This window comes from Agromyces sp. NPDC004153 (genome assembly GCF_053603635.1).
The window spans coordinates 533,818-547,352 of sequence record NZ_JBSGFY010000001.1; the positions used below are offsets into that span (position 1 = coordinate 533,818).

The 13,535-nt window shown below is 73.5% G+C and carries 11 protein-coding genes; 5 read left to right on the top strand and 6 right to left on the bottom strand.

All coding sequences use genetic code 11. From position 1 onward, the window contains the following. The 5 genes from ACWEOH_RS02535 to ACWEOH_RS02555 all read right to left on the bottom strand — a co-directional run bounded on the left by ACWEOH_RS02535 (window position 1) and on the right by ACWEOH_RS02555 (window position 6,929). Window positions 1–1,245: a sensor histidine kinase gene (locus ACWEOH_RS02535; RefSeq protein ID WP_452027966.1), complete on the bottom strand. Its 1,245-nt coding sequence runs from the start codon at window positions 1,243–1,245 to the stop codon at window positions 1–3. Window positions 1,246–1,395: 150 nt separating this feature from the next. Then, window positions 1,396–2,460, bottom strand: coding sequence for an Rv2578c family radical SAM protein (locus tag ACWEOH_RS02540; protein ID WP_452027968.1), 1,065 nt, complete (start codon window positions 2,458–2,460; stop codon window positions 1,396–1,398). A gap of 272 nt (window positions 2,461–2,732) precedes the next feature. After that, the gene (locus ACWEOH_RS02545; RefSeq protein ID WP_452027969.1) at window positions 2,733–4,493 is read right to left on the bottom strand and encodes an ABC-F family ATP-binding cassette domain-containing protein; all 1,761 of its coding nucleotides are present in this window, start codon (window positions 4,491–4,493) and stop codon (window positions 2,733–2,735) included. A 408-nt stretch (window positions 4,494–4,901) separates the two neighbouring features. After that, window positions 4,902–6,332, bottom strand: a complete 1,431-nt coding sequence (locus ACWEOH_RS02550; protein WP_452031823.1) for a malate:quinone oxidoreductase — start codon at window positions 6,330–6,332, stop codon at window positions 4,902–4,904. Window positions 6,333–6,509: 177 nt separating this feature from the next. Further along, entirely contained in the window at window positions 6,510–6,929 is a 420-nt protein-coding gene (locus ACWEOH_RS02555; protein WP_452027971.1) for a hypothetical protein, read from the bottom strand. Window positions 6,930–7,019: 90 nt separating this feature from the next. On the opposite strand from ACWEOH_RS02555, the gene ACWEOH_RS02560 reads away from it, so the two are divergent. Next, complete coding sequence (locus tag ACWEOH_RS02560) at window positions 7,020–7,640, top strand: MerR family transcriptional regulator (RefSeq protein WP_452027973.1); 621 nt, start codon at window positions 7,020–7,022, stop codon at window positions 7,638–7,640. A gap of 58 nt (window positions 7,641–7,698) precedes the next feature. Here the strand turns inward: ACWEOH_RS02560 and ACWEOH_RS02565 are convergent, their stop codons facing one another. Continuing rightward, entirely contained in the window at window positions 7,699–9,228 is a 1,530-nt protein-coding gene (locus tag ACWEOH_RS02565) for a PfkB family carbohydrate kinase (protein ID WP_452027975.1), read from the bottom strand. A 93-nt stretch (window positions 9,229–9,321) separates the two neighbouring features. Between ACWEOH_RS02565 and ACWEOH_RS02570 the strand changes: the two genes are divergently transcribed. From ACWEOH_RS02570 to ACWEOH_RS02585, 4 genes are all read left to right on the top strand, one after another. Then, complete coding sequence (locus ACWEOH_RS02570) at window positions 9,322–10,632, top strand: alanine racemase (protein WP_452027976.1); 1,311 nt, start codon at window positions 9,322–9,324, stop codon at window positions 10,630–10,632. A gap of 11 nt (window positions 10,633–10,643) precedes the next feature. Beyond that, entirely contained in the window at window positions 10,644–12,326 is a 1,683-nt protein-coding gene (locus ACWEOH_RS02575) for an N-acyl-D-amino-acid deacylase family protein (RefSeq protein WP_452027978.1), read from the top strand. Between the two features lies 1 nt (window position 12,327). Then, a complete protein-coding gene (locus ACWEOH_RS02580; RefSeq protein WP_452027979.1) occupies window positions 12,328–13,059 on the top strand; it encodes an IclR family transcriptional regulator in 732 nt (243 codons plus the stop codon). An 83-nt stretch (window positions 13,060–13,142) separates the two neighbouring features. Continuing rightward, window positions 13,143–13,526, top strand: a complete 384-nt coding sequence (locus tag ACWEOH_RS02585) for a RidA family protein (protein WP_452027981.1) — start codon at window positions 13,143–13,145, stop codon at window positions 13,524–13,526. Window positions 13,527–13,535: the final 9 nt, after the last annotated feature.

The following is a 13,535-nucleotide window of genomic DNA, read 5'->3' on the forward strand; positions in this document are numbered from 1 at the left end:
TCATTCGCCGCCCTCCGGCACCGTGAGCACGATGGTGGTGCCGATGCCCTTCGTCGACCAGAGCCGCACCGTGCCGCCCTCCTGCTCGATGCGCGCCCGGATCGAGGTGCGCAGGCCGATGCGGTCCTCGGGCACCTCGCTCTCGTCGAAGCCCACGCCGCTGTCCATGACGGCCACGGTGACCTCGCCCCCGCCGTAGCCGATGGCGAGCTCGGCCTCGTCGACGTCGGCGTGGCGTGCGACGTTGATGAGGCACTGGGCCACGGCGGCGTCGAGCGCGGCGGCGCGCGATCGACCGAGCAGGCCGAGCACCGCGAGGTCGCCGGTCATGCGCACGTCCAGGCCGGCGTTCGCGGCGGCCGTGAACGCGTGCTCGAGGGTCGGCGCGTCGTCGGTGCCGGCTCCCCGGCCGTCCGGGCCGCCCGCGGCATCCGTGCGCCCTGCGACCCCGGTCCGGTCGTCGGCGGCCGGGCCGTGGCCGTGGTCGATCGCCCAGTCGCGGCCGACGATGAGGCCGAGGTCCTGGCGGATGCCGTCGCGCAGTCGTTCGTCGACGGGGCCCGAGCCCGCCGCGGCGATCGCCACGAGGTGGCTGAGGGCGGTGTCGTGGAGGCGAGCGGTGGCGCGGAGCTCGTAGTCGTGCCGGATCGCGAGCTCGCGCGTCTGCTGGCTCGCGCGATGCAGCCCGGTCTCGCGCCGGGCGTCGGAGCGCCGGCTGAGGCCGTCGAACGTCCGCACGACGACGACGATGCCGAACGCGGTGGCCGCGGCGATGTTGGGCGACCAGGCGGCGCCGGCGAGCGCCGCCCCGAGGAAGGCCGCGGCCTCGCCGAGCCCGTAGCCGAGCGCGGCCCACGTGATGCCGAGCACCGACCCCGCGCCCGCGCCGCCGACGAGCACGAGGGCGACCCGCGGCAGCGCGAGGATGACGTTGTTCGTGGTCTCGAACCGGTACGCCGGGTCCATGACGATGACCGTGAGCGCGAGCACCGTGCCGGTGCCGACGACGAGGTAGAGCAGGGTCCACGTCACGGTCGGGCGGCGCGCGACGAGGAGGAGGGTCAGTGCCATGAGGGCGCACAGCGCGGCGCCGGTCCATCCCACGGAGTCGCCGCCGACCGTCGCGCCGATGGCCCCGACGACGATGCCCAGGCCGAGGCACACCCAGGCGGCGCAATGGCCGGCGTGGGCGAGCGCACGACTGAGCGAGTCGCGCGCGAGGTGACCCGGCAAGCCCAACGTCATCGAAGTCCTCCGCTCGGGACGCTGCGATCGGGTTCTCGCGGCGGTCTCCTGCGGATTATCCCAGTTCCCGCGCGCGCGGCGCAGTCGAGCGAGCAGTGGCTCCCCGGAGCGACGACCTCGTCGCGCCGAGAGCATGCCCGCCTCCGACGCTCAGAACAGGGCGGCGGGATCGAGCGACGGCGCGAGCGCCTCGAACGGGGGCGCCTGCTTCGGCGCGACGGACCCCGTGGATCGCACGCCCCCGGTGACCACGTCCTCCCGCCCGCGCACGAGGCCGTGGGCCCTGATCAGCGGATGCATCCGCTCGCCCAACCACCGCCGATAGCCCTTCGGCGCGTAGGTCACGTTGCCGTAGTACATCGAGCGGTACTTCGGCACGAGGTCGGGATGCTCGCGCTCGAGCCACTGCATGAACCACGGCTTGACACCGGGCTTCAGGTGCAGGGCCCCGTAGATGACGGCCGTCGCCCCGGCCGCCTTGGCCTGGCGCAGCGCCTCATCGAGGTGGGCGCGGGTGTCGGTGAGGTACGGGAGGATCGGCATCATGAACACGGTGCAGTCGAGCCCTGCCTCGCGCACCGCGGTCACGGTCGCGAGCCGCGCCTTCGTCGACGGGGTGCCGGGTTCGACCGACTGCTGCAGCTCGTGGTCGTAGACGGCGATCGACATCGCGAGGTCGACGGGCACGTGCGTCGCGGCATCCGCCAGCAGCGGCAGGTCGCGCCGCAGCAGCGTGCCCTTCGTGAGGATGCTGAACGGCGTGCCGCTCGTCGTGAGCGCCTCGATGATGCCGGGCATCAACGCGTAGCGGCCCTCGGCGCGCTGGTACGGATCGGTGTTCGTGCCGAGCGCGACGGGCTCGTGCCGCCACGACGGGCGTGCGAGCTCGGGACGCAGCACGTCGGCCACGTTGACCTTCACGATGATCTGCCGGTCGAAGTCGTCGCCGGCGTCGAGGTCGAGGTACGTGTGCGTCGGCCGGGCGAAGCAATAGGCGCAAGCATGGGAGCATCCCCGGTACGGGTTGATCGTCCAGCCGAAGGGCATGGGCGACGGGCCCGGCACCTTGTTGAGCGCCGACTTCGCGAGCACCTCGTGGAACGTCACGCCGGCGAACTCGGGCGTCTGCACCGAGCGCACGAGGTTGTTCAGCTTCGCCAGCCCCGGGAGGGTGCCGGCCTGCTCGACGCCGAGTTCCTGGCCGCTCCACCGCATACCGACATTCGAACACATGTTCGAATCAGAGGCAAGCGGATGCCGCGGCGAGCCGTGACCCGCCGCGGCATCCGTCTCGCCGTCTCCGTCGTGCACTACTTCGGACCGCACGGGCGACCCGCCGCGGTGGGCGGCCGCTCGGCCCGCGCGCCCGCCGCGGCATCCGGAGTTGCGCACGCGCCGAGACGAGTGGCGAGGCGTGCGCCCGCGCCGCGGCCAGAGGCAAGCGGATGCCGCGGCGAGCCGTGACCCGCCGCGGCATCCGTCGCCCGTCAGGCCGCCACCGGCTCCGCGCGCCCGGCGACGAGCTCGAGCCGCTCCCCCGCCCACCGCCGGCGCAGCCAGCGGTCGTGGCTCGCGATCACGACGGCGCCCGGGTACGCGCCGAGCGCCTCCTCGAGGTCGGTCGCGAGCCCGAGCGACAGGTGGTTGGTCGGCTCGTCGAGGAGGAACACGTGCGGCGGCCGCGCGATCACGAGCGCGAGCGCGAGCCGTCGCTGCTGCCCGACCGAGAGGGTGCCGACCGGGCGGGACTCGTCGCGCGGGGCGATGAGCCCCAGGCTCGACAGCGGCACCTGCTCGGCCCGCCGATCGCCGAGCACGCGCTCGTAGAGACGGCGTGGCGAGGCATCCGGATCGGCGAATCGCACGTCCTGCTCGAGGAGCTGGACGCGCAGGCCGCGGCGTCGATGGACCGTGCCCCGGTCGACCGAACGGTCGCCCGCGAGCACGCCCAGGAGCGTCGACTTGCCCGCCCCGATCGCGCCCGTGACGAGGAGCCGCGTGAGCGGCGCGACCTGCAGCGCATCGAGTTCCAGTCGCCCTTCGACCGCGACGTCCGACAGCTGCAGCAGCAGGCCCGACGCGTCCTCGAGCGCGTGCGATCCCGACGGGATGCCCGCGAACTCGAGCGGCGACGGGGGCTTGCGAACCTGCTCGCGCTCGAGCGTCGCGAGCCGCTGCTCGGCGTTCCTGACGCGCCGCGACACCGCCTGCTCCACGTTGCCGCGCTTGAAGTGCTTCAGGAACTTGTCGTTGTCGGTCGCGGCCCGGCCGTGCGCCACGTGGCGCGCCGAGTCGGCGGCCGACCCGCGCAGGCGTCGCAGCTCCTCCTGCTCGTCGACGTACTGCCGACGCCAGCGATCGAGCTCGTCGGCCTTCGCGGTGAGGTACTCGCTGAATCCGCCGCCGAAGACGGTGCCGCCGGATGCCGCGAGCACCTCGTCGCGCGAGGCGCCCGCCGGGGCGCCGCCCGCGCCGGCGAGCGCGAGGGCTCCGGATCGGCCCGGATCGAGGTCGAGCAGGCCCGTCGCGACGCGGTCGAGGAACTCGCGGTCGTGGCTGGCGAACAGCACGGGTCCGCGCCACGCCCGCAGCTGCTCCTCGAGATACGTCGCGGCGTCGTCGTCGAGGTGGTTCGTCGGCTCGTCGAGCAGCAGCGCGTCGGGGGCCGCGAGCAGCAGCGCCGCGAGGGCGAAGCGGCTGCGCTGCCCGCCCGAGACCTCGTCGAGTCGCCGGTCCAGGACGATCGCACCCAGCCGGAGGCCGTCGAGCAGCTCGTCGCGACGCGTGTCCAACGACCAGACGTCGGCCCGTTCGGCCGCGTCGAGCGCTGCCGAGTAGCGGGCGGATGCCGCGCCGTCGGCGTCACCGTGGGAGAGCGCCGCGGCGGCGGCATCGAGCTCGCGCTCGACCGCGCGCACCTCGGCGGCCGCCGCCTCGAGCACGTCGCCGACGCGGTCCTCGGGCCGGAACGGCAGCACCTGCTCGAGGAAGCCGGTGCGCACCGGGCGCGTGAGGCGCCCCGACACGTCGGCACCGTCGGGATCGCCGGTCGCGGCATCCGTGACGCCCTCGACGCCGGCGAGCAGGCGCAGCAGCGTGGACTTGCCGGCGCCGTTCTCGCCGATCAGGCCGATGCGGCGACCGGGTGCGACCGAGAACGAGAGGTCGGCGAAGACGCGGCGACCGCCGTAGGCGGCCGACAGTCCGTCGGCGCGCAGGTGAAGGGAATGTGAGAGATGTACAGCCATGCGGGAACGTCCGTTCGCGAAGGCTCCCGGGTCGACGACCGGCACGCCTGACGGCGGGGTCGCTGACGGTGCACCGGGCGACGCGCGCGGCACGGCGGGCGCGGGCGTCGACCCGGGAGCGGAGATGGGTGATCCCGCCGGGCATTCGCCGTCGTGAAGGGTGCACGCGACACTGTCGCGATCAGTGGAAGGTGCACACCCGACGTCAACGGCGCCTCAGGCGCGGGACGGTGGGATGTGCTCACTTCATAGCGGGGTCGACGATAGCAGACGCCCGCGGGGCGCGCCAAGCGCGCGCGCCGGCAGTGTCGATCCGCGGTGGAATTCCGCTCGCGCGCGGGAATCCCGCACGGGAGGGATTCCAGCGGCACAACGGGATTCCGGCGGCCGCAGTGGCCGTGAGAGCGCCTACGCCGTGAGCTCGAGCACCTTCGCGGTCTCGGCGAGCGACGCCTCGGCCTCGGCCGGGTCGGTCGACAGCTGCCGCCCGGCGCTCGGGATCATCTCGCGGAGCTTCGGCTCCCACGCCGCGATGCGGTCGGGGAAGCAGCGCGCGAGCACGTCGAGCATGATCGGGGCCGCGGTCGACGCACCCGGGGAGGCCCCGAGCAGGCCGGCGATCGTGCCGTCGCCGCCCGTGATCACCTCGGTGCCGAACTGCAGCACGCCGCCCTTCTTCGGGTCCTTCTTCATGACCTGCACGCGCTGGCCGGCGGTGATGAGCTCCCAGTCGGCGTCCTTCGCGGTGGGCATGAACTCGCGCAACGCGGCGAGCTTCTTCTTGCGCGACGCGAGCAGCTCCGAGACGAGGTACTTCACGAGGTCGAAGTTGCGCATGCCGACCTGGAGCATCGGGCCGAGGTTGTGCAGCCGCACCGAGAAGGGCAGGTCGAACCACGTGCTCGACTTCAGGAACTTCGGCGTGAAGCCCGCGTAGGGGCCGAACAGCAGCGCGGCCTCGCCGTCGACGATGCGCGTGTCGAGATGCGGCACCGACATCGGCGGGGCGCCCACGGCGGCCTTGCCGTAGACCTTCGCCTGGTGCTGCGCGACGACCTTCGGGTTGGTCGTGCGCAGGAACTGGCCCGAGATCGGGAAGCCGCCGTAGCCCTCGATCTCCTTGATGCCCGAGTGCTGCAGCAGCGCGAGGGCGCCGCCGCCCGCACCGACGAAGACGAAGCGGGCGTTCACGGTCTTCGGCGTCTGGCCGACGGTGTGGCGCACGCGCAGGTGCCACATCCCGTCCTTCCGACGGGTGAGCCACGTGACCTGGTGGTTGGTCTGCACGGACGCGCCTCGGCGCTCCATGTCCTGGAAGAGGAACTTCGTGAGCGCGCCGAAGTCGACGTCGGTGCCCGAGGCGGAGCGGGTCGCCGCGACGCGTTGCTTCGGGTTGCGCTTCTTGGCGATGAGCGGCGTCCACTCGGCGATGCGCTCGAGGTCCTCGGTGTACTCCATGTCGGAGAACAGCGGGTGGTCCTTCAGCGCGTCGTAGCGCTTGCGCAGGTACTCGACGTTGGCCTTGCCCTTGACGAACGTCATGTGCGGCGTCGGGTTGATGAACCGCTCGGGGTCGGGCAGCGCGCCGATCGACACGAGGTACGACCAGTACTGGCGGCTCACCTGGAACTGCTCGTTGATCTGGATGGCCTTCGCCGGGTCGACGCTGCCGTCCTCGGCCTCGGGCATGTAGTTGAGCTCGCAGAGCGCCGCATGGCCGGTGCCGGCGTTGTTCCACGCGTTCGACGACTCCTGCGCGACCTCGCCGAGTCGCTCGTAGACGCGGATGCTCCAGTCGGGCTGCAACTGGGAGATCAGGGAGCCGAGCGTCGCGCTCATGATGCCCCCGCCGATGAGCACGACGTCGACGGTTTCCTCAGAAGTCACGATTTCCAGTCTAAATGGCCCGGCGGTGTCCTCTTGACCGCGGGGCGATCGTGCGGTAAACGCCGTCCGAACGCCGCCTCGTCGCGACGGGCGCCGGTCGGGGCATCCGGATGCCGCGACCGGCGCCGCTCAGAGTGCCGCGACGCCCCCGGCGATCAGCCCGACCCCGGCCGTGATGAGTGCGGCCGTGAGCGACACGACGCCGGCCCAGAGCAGCCAGATCAGGCGGTTCGGACGCTCGGGATCCTTCCCGAGCACCGACAGGAAGAAGCCCGCGGGCATGAGGATCGCGGCGATCGGCACGCCGAGGCGCGCGAGCTGCATCCAGAACCCGTCGAGGGCGGCGTACGAGATGACCGCGAGGATCGCGATCGACAGCACGAGCAGCACGGCGGCGTGTGCGTGGCCCGCCCGGAAGAAGCTCATCTGCAGCCGGTTCGCCGGTGCGTGCCCGCGTACGACGCGGGTGAGGAAGTAGCCGCCGCTCTCGACGGTGACGAGCGCGAGCAGCAGGATGCCGATGAGGATGAGGTCGTTCGGCGACGGCATGGCGGGGTCCTTCCGACTCGAGGAGGATGATTGGATAGTGGTACTCTCCAATACTAGAGAGTGGCACTATCCAATGCAAGGAGCCTCCGGATGCGCATCTCCGCCCTCGCCGCCGAAGCGGGCCTGCCCGTCGCGACCGTGAAGTTCTACTTGCGCGAAGGGCTCCTGCACCCCGGCGTCGCGACCTCGGCGACGCAGGCGAGCTACGACGCGTCGCACGTGCAGCGGCTCCGGCTGATCCGCGCCCTCACGGGACCCGTCGGGCTCAGCGTCGGGCAGGCGCGCACGATCCTCGGCCTCGTCGACGACCCCGGCGACGACCTCTACGCCACGCTCGGGCGCGCGGTGAGCGCCCTGCCGCCGGCGGTCGACGCGGCATCCGACGACGACCCCGACCCGTACCCGCGGGCCCGCGCCGCCCTCGAGGCGCTCGGCCAGGTGTACGACCCGCGGTTCGCCGCGGTCGCTCAGCTCGAGACGGCGCTCGCGGCGGCAGAGGCGGCCGGGATGCCCATCAGCGAGGACCGGCTGCTCGAGTACGGTCGGGGCCTGCGCGACATCGCCGCGTTCGACCTCGAGCGGATGCCGCAGGAGCCGCACGCCGCGGTCGAGTACACGGTGCTCGGCACCGCGCTCTACGAGCCCGTGCTCCTCGCGCTGCGGCGGCTCGCCCACCAGGACGTGGCGGCCCGGCGCGACCTCACGGGCTGACACGTGCATGGCGCGCCCCGCGCCCGAGTCGGACGGCCTCGCTCGAGCGCGCGTGGGCTCAGCGGCCGGGGAGCCGCGCGAGCGCGGGAAGCTGCTCGGGATCCTCGAGCGCCGACCCCACCGCGACCGTGCGCACGCCCGCGTCGAGGTACGCACCGGCGTTCGTCGCGTCCATCCCACCGGTCGCCACGAACCGGGCACCGGGGAACGGACCCGCCATGGCGCGGAACCAGGCCGGCCCGAGCAGCGACGCCGGGAACGCCTTCAGCCACGTGAGCCCGAGCGCCATGGCCGCCTGCACCTCGCTCGCGGTCGCGACGCCGGGCAGCGGCGGCAGGCCGGCCGCGATCGACGCGCGGACGACGTCGGGGTCGAACCCGGGGCTGACCGTGAATGCGGCGCCGGCGGATGCCGCGAGCTCCACGTGCCGGGTCGTCACCACGGTGCCGGCCCCCACGTGGCGCCCCTCGGCGCGCCCGGCCGCGACGACCGCGGCGAGCGCCTCGACGTCCTCGTCGGACTGGATCGGCAGCTCCACCGCGTCGATGCCGAGGTCCCAGGCGCGCCGGGCGAGCTCGAGGCTGCGCTCGACGCCGAGGCCGCGGAAGATGGCCATGAGCGGCCGGTCGGCGAGGAGCTCGTCGAACGCGTCGTTCCGGAGTGTCACGTCGTTCCTCCTGCGGGCGGCGGCCGGCTCGGAGTCCGGCCTCGGGAAGTCGGCGGTGTCGGCGAGCACGAGCACGGCGCGCTCGTGCCCGGCGCGCACGCGCACAGCTGGGGGCGCACCGCCGAGCCAGGCGTCGAGCCACCCGGCCGCGAACGCGTCGCCGGCGCCGACGGCCTCGACGAGCTCGACCGCGAGCGCGGGCACGTGCTCGGCACGGTCGGCGTGGAACTCCGTCGCGCCGACGGCGCCGTCCTTCACGACGAGGTGGGCGGGCTCGGGCAGCAGCGCACGCACCTCCTGCGCGGTGGCGGCGCCCCAGAGCGCCTCGGCCTCGTCGCGACCGACGAACACGACGTCGGCCCGGGCCGCGAGCGCACGCAGGCGTCGCGCCGCGGCATCCGTCGACGGCCAGAGCGCCGCGCGGTGGTTCACGTCGAAGCTCACCGTGGCGCCGGCGGCGCGGGCGGCATCGACGAGCGCGTCGACGAGCGCGTCGCACGACGGCGAGAGCGCCGGGGTGATGCCGCTGAGGTGCAGCACGCGCACGCCGTCGAGCCCGAGCTCCGCGGCGAAGTCGGGCCCGAGCCGCGAGGCGGCCGAGCCGCGACGGTAGTAGTGCACGCCGGCACCGGGATCCTTGAAGTAGACGCCGGTGGGCGCAGCGGGATCGGTGACGACGAGGCTCGTGTCGACACCGCGCCCGGCGACCTGGCGCACGAGCCGGCGGCCGAGCGCGTCGTCGCCGACCGCGCCGGCCCAGGCGGCCCGACGACCGAGCGCAGCGAGGTGCGAGGCGACGTTGGCCTCGGCTCCCCCGGCGTCGATGCGGAAGTCGCCGGCCGATTCGAGCGGCTCCGCCGCGGCGGGCGCGACGAGCGCCATGGTCTCGCCGACGGCGAGCACTTCAGCGAGCGTGGTCACGACCCCTATGCTGACGAGTGTGCAGATTCCACGCAACCGTGTTGCAGCATCTGCAACACGTCGACCATCGCACGCGAACCGAGAGGACCCGGGATGCCACTGACGTCACCCCCGATCGACGAGCTCGCCGATGAGGTGCTCGCGACGAGCGATACCGGCCTGCCCGAGCGGGCCGCCGGTCTCACCGTGCGCGAGTTCCTCGCGACCGGCCCGACCCTCGACGAGTTCTGGACGCCGCTCACCGTGCTCGACGCCGACGCGCTCGCCCGCAACGCCGCCACGATCCAGGCCTGGGCGACCGCGCACGGCATGGAGCTCATGCCGCACGGCAAGACCACCATGTCGCCCGCGCTCTGGTGGCTGCAGCTCGACGCGGGCGCCACGGGCCTGACGCTCGCGACGCCCGGGCAGGTCCGCACGGCCCGCTCGTTCGGTGTCGCGAGCATCATGCTCGCCAACGCGCTCGTCGCGCCGCGGGCGCTCGCGTTCATCGCGGCCGAGCTCGCCGACCAGGACTTCGCGTTCCGCTCGTGGGTCGACTCGATCGAGACCGTCGAGGCCATGGAGCGCGGACTCGCGGCGACGGATGCCGAGCTCACGCGCCCCATCGACGTGCTCGTCGAGCTCGGCGCGCACGGCGGTCGCACGGGCGCCCGCACGCTCGACGACGCCGAGGCGCTCGCCCGGCGCGTCGCCGAGTCGCCCGTGCTGCGCCTCTCGGGGGTCGCGGGCTACGAGGGCAGCCTCGGGCACGACCGCACGGGCCACGCGCTCGTCGCGGTCCGCGATTACCTGTCCGACCTGCTGGAGCTGCACGACACGGTGCGCGACATCGCGGCCGACGGGGAGCCGCTCGTCGTCTCGGCGGGCGGCAGCGCCTACCTCGACCTCGTCGCCGACGTCTTCGAGCCCACGATCGAGGCGGATGCCGCGGCCGGCCGTCGCACGCGCTGGATCCTCCGCTCGGGCGCCTCGCTCCTGCACGACGACGGCTTCTACCACGGCATCTCGCCGCTCGACGCGATGCGGAACCATTCGCACGGACCGACGCTCGTGCCCGCCATGCGCGGCTACACCCGCGTGGTCTCGCACCCCGAGCCCGGGCTCGCGCTGCTCGACGGCGGCAAGCGCGACTTCCCGTACGACGAGGGGATGCCCGTGCCGTTCGGCCGTGCGGCGGACCTCGGCGGTCCCGAGGAGCCGCTCGTCGGCGCATCCGTCTCCGCGCTCAACGACCAGCACGCGTTCCTGCGCTCGACCGCGCCGCTGCCCGTCGCGATCGGCGACGTCGTGTCCCTCGGCCTCTCGCACCCGTGCACGGCGTTCGACAAGCGCCGCTGGCTCCCCGTCGTCGAGGGCGCCGGCAGCACGCGCGTCGTCGACCTCGTGCGCACGTTCTTCTGAGGCGGTTCGGCATGACGCTCCTCATCCGCGACGTGGTCGTCGTCGACGGCGACGGCGCGGGCGTGGGCGTGGGCGGTCCCGCCGAGCCGCTCGACGTCGTCGTCGAGGGCGAGGTCGTCCAGCGCGTGGAGGCGCGCGGCACGACACCGTCCGAGTCGGTCGACGCGGTCCTCGCCGGCGACGGCCGGATGCTGCTGCCGGGGTTCGTCGATGCGCACGCGCACGCCGACGGCCGCGTGTTCGACGCCTCCGTGCAGCTCGCGCTCCTGCGCCAGGGCGTCACGACCGTCATCGGCGGACAGGACGGCGTCTCGTACGCGCCCGGCGACGGCGCCTACGCGACCGAGTACTTCGCCGCGATCAACGGGCCGCATCCCACGTGGCGAGGGGGCGGCATCCGCGAACTGCTCGCGAGCTACGACGGCGCGACCGCACTCAACGCCGGCGTCCTCGTGCCGGCGGGCACCGTGCGGCACGTGGTCTGCGGCCGTTCGACGGATGCCGCGCCGCCCGCCGAGCTCGATCGGATGCGCGCGCTCGTGGCCGACGGCCTCGCCGACGGCGCGCTCGGCCTCTCGACGGGCCTCGACTACGTGCCCGGGATCTTCGCCGGCACCGACGAGCTCGTCGCCCTCGCCGAGCCGGTCGCCGCCGCGGGCGGCGTGTACGTGTCCCACATGCGCGGCGGCTACGAGGCGAACTCGGCGGCGGGCATCGCCGAGGTGGCCGAGATCGCCCGGCGTACGGGCGTGCCGGTGCACGTGTCGCACTTCCACGCCGAGCCGCCGATCGTGCACGACCTGCTCGACGGGCTCGCGGCATCCGGCGTCGATGCGACCTTCGACGCGTACCCGTACACGCGCGGGTGCTCCATCCTCGCGATGCCGATCCTCCCGGCGAGCCTCACCGTGCGACCCGTCGACGAGGTGCTCGGGGTGCTCCGCCATCCCGATGAGCGGCAGCGGCTGCTCGACGACTGGTTCCCGACGATCGTCGACTACCCGAGCCTCGGCCCCGACTGGCCGGGCATGCTCACGCTCGCGCACGTCGCGGCGCCCGAGTACGCGTGGGCGCTCGGCCGCACGCTCGGCGACGCGGCCCGAGCCGCCGGAGCCGACCCGGCGAGCTTCGCGCTCGACGTGCTCGCCGCCTCGCGCCTCGAGGTGAACGTCGTCATGGCGGTGCCGCACGAGCGCACCGCCGCCGAGCTCGCGTCGATCCTCGCGCACCCGCGCGCGATCGGCGGCTCCGACGGCATCTTCGTCGGCGGGCATCCGCACCCGCGCGCCCGGGGCACGTTCGCCCGGTACCTGCGCTCGTTCGTGCTCGAGGAACGGGCCCTCGACTGGGCGGATGCCGCGGCGCTCGTCTCCACGCGAGCGGCCGACCGGTTCGGGCTCGGGCTCCGCGGGCGCATCCGCGCCGGGTGGACGGCCGACCTCGTCCTCGTCGATCCCGACCGCGTGCGCGATCGCGCGACCTACGACGAGCCGCTCGCCCTCGCCGAGGGGATCGACGACGTGCTCGTCGCCGGCGTGCCCGTGCTGGCGGGCGGCGCGCTCACCGGTGCGACGCCGGGGCGCGGCATCCGTCGCGGCACCGTGCGTTCGACGACCGACGGCCGGCACGCCCGGTCGGCCGCCAGGTGGGCCGCCGCACGCTCAGCCGCCCGATCCACCTCGACGGGAGCCTGACATGTCGCAGAGCGTCACCCGCGCGGCGCGCATCATCGATGCGATCGCCGCCGATCCGCGCACGGTCGCGGAGCTCGCCGAGGCGTTCGGCCTGCACCGGTCGACGATGTTCCGCGAGCTGCAGGCACTCGAGGAGGTCGGTTGGGTGCGCCGTCGCGGCAACGGCCGCTACACGCTCGGCACCCGGCTCGCGGCGCTCTCGAAGGAGGCGCTCGACTCGCTCGACCTGCGCGAGGCCGGTGCCGAGCACGTGCGCCGGCTGCAGCGTCTCACGGGCAACACCGTGCACCTCGCGGCGCTCATGGACCGCTCGATCGTCTACGTGGACAAGGCCGAGGACGAATCGGGCGTGCGCATGTACTCGCGCATCGGCAGGGCGGTCATCCCGTACTGCTCGGCGGTGGGAAAGGCGATCCTGGCGAACCTCGACACGGCCGGCCGCGACGCCGTGCTCGACGGCGTCGCCTGGCGGCGATTCACCGAGCACACGATCACGACTCGTGGCGCCCTCGACCGCGAGCTCACCGCCGTCGCGGCGCGTGGCTGGGCCGTCGACGACCGCGAGTTCGAGCCCTACGTGAACTGCATCGCGGTGCCGATCCGCAGCCCACTCGGCGTCGTGGGGGCCGTCTCGGTCACCGCGATCCGCGTCGTCGCCGACCTCGATCGGCTGAAGACGTTCCTGCCCGCCCTGCGCGAGACGTCGGAGCGCATCTCGCGGGAGCTCGGCTGAGCACCCTCGCGCAGCATCGGCTCGCGGCATCCGACACCCACCACCGACCCCGACCACCGATCACCCACCGAACCGGAGGAACCATGTCCAAGACCGCCGTCACCCTGTCGAACGCGCCGAAGCCGGCCGGGCCGTACAGCCACGGCGTCGTCGCCAACGGCTTCCTGTTCACCGCGGGCTTCGGGCCGCAGGACCCGGCGACCGGGCAGGTCGTCGAGGGCGGCGTGCGGGAGCAGACGCGTCAGGTGCTGCGCAACATCGGCGCCGTCCTCGCCGAGTACGGGCTCGACTTCGACGACGTCGTGAAGGTGACCGCGCACCTCGAGGACCTCGACGACTTCGCCGAGTACAACGAGGCGTACGCCGAGTTCTTCACCGAGCCCCACCCGGTGCGCACGACCGTCGGCTCGCGCCTCGCGAGCATCCTCGTCGAGATCGACGTGGTGGCGGCCCTGCGGGAGGGGTGAGCCGGACCG

Excerpts from the sequence above, each read along its gene's own strand:
- ACWEOH_RS02545 (WP_452027969.1), bottom strand. The coding sequence starts at position 4,493 with ATGGCTGTACATCTCTCACATTCCCTTCACCTGCGCGCCGACGGACTG.
- ACWEOH_RS02585 (WP_452027981.1), top strand. The coding sequence starts at position 13,143 with ATGTCCAAGACCGCCGTCACCCTGTCGAACGCGCCGAAGCCGGCCGGG.
- ACWEOH_RS02560 (WP_452027973.1), top strand. The coding sequence starts at position 7,020 with ATGCGCATCTCCGCCCTCGCCGCCGAAGCGGGCCTGCCCGTCGCGACC.
- ACWEOH_RS02555 (WP_452027971.1), bottom strand. The coding sequence starts at position 6,929 with ATGCCGTCGCCGAACGACCTCATCCTCATCGGCATCCTGCTGCTCGCG.
- ACWEOH_RS02540 (WP_452027968.1), bottom strand. The coding sequence starts at position 2,460 with ATGCGGTGGAGCGGCCAGGAACTCGGCGTCGAGCAGGCCGGCACCCTC.
- ACWEOH_RS02580 (WP_452027979.1), top strand. The coding sequence starts at position 12,328 with ATGTCGCAGAGCGTCACCCGCGCGGCGCGCATCATCGATGCGATCGCC.
- ACWEOH_RS02575 (WP_452027978.1), top strand. The coding sequence starts at position 10,644 with ATGACGCTCCTCATCCGCGACGTGGTCGTCGTCGACGGCGACGGCGCG.
- ACWEOH_RS02570 (WP_452027976.1), top strand. The coding sequence starts at position 9,322 with ATGCCACTGACGTCACCCCCGATCGACGAGCTCGCCGATGAGGTGCTC.
- ACWEOH_RS02550 (WP_452031823.1), bottom strand. The coding sequence starts at position 6,332 with ATGAGCGCGACGCTCGGCTCCCTGATCTCCCAGTTGCAGCCCGACTGG.
- ACWEOH_RS02535 (WP_452027966.1), bottom strand. The coding sequence starts at position 1,245 with ATGACGTTGGGCTTGCCGGGTCACCTCGCGCGCGACTCGCTCAGTCGT.